Below are 556 nucleotides of genomic sequence, written 5' to 3' on the forward strand. Positions count from 1 at the left end.
AAAAAAATATCAAGTCTTGAAGAGTGACTAACTGAAGTAAAATTCATGCAGTAAATCTTTGAGCATCGCTTCTCGAGTGGAAGCAAATCAAGCTTTTAATTGAAGAGTTTGATCATGGCTCAGATTGAACGCTGGCGGCAGGCTTAACACATGCAAGTCGAGCGGTAGCACAGGGGAGCTTGCTCCCTGGGTGACGAGCGGCGGACGGGTGAGTAATGTCTGGGAAACTGCCTGATGGAGGGGGATAACTACTGGAAACGGTAGCTAATACCGCATAACGTCGCAAGACCAAAGAGGGGGACCTTCGGGCCTCTTGCCATCAGATGTGCCCAGATGGGATTAGCTAGTAGGTGGGGTAATGGCTCACCTAGGCGACGATCCCTAGCTGGTCTGAGAGGATGACCAGCCACACTGGAACTGAGACACGGTCCAGACTCCTACGGGAGGCAGCAGTGGGGAATATTGCACAATGGGCGCAAGCCTGATGCAGCCATGCCGCGTGTGTGAAGAAGGCCTTCGGGTTGTAAAGCACTTTCAGCGAGGAGGAAGGTGGTGA

Annotated in this window: 1 rRNA gene; it reads left to right on the forward strand. The window is 52.2% G+C overall.

The features are described from left to right. Positions 1-96: 96 nt before the first annotated feature. Positions 97-556: ribosomal RNA gene (locus C9411_RS25355) — 16S ribosomal RNA — on the forward strand; the annotation flags it as partial.

Source organism: Serratia sp. Nf2 (genome assembly GCF_003028435.1).
In the GTDB taxonomy this organism is placed as follows: domain Bacteria; phylum Pseudomonadota; class Gammaproteobacteria; order Enterobacterales; family Enterobacteriaceae; genus Serratia; species Serratia marcescens_L.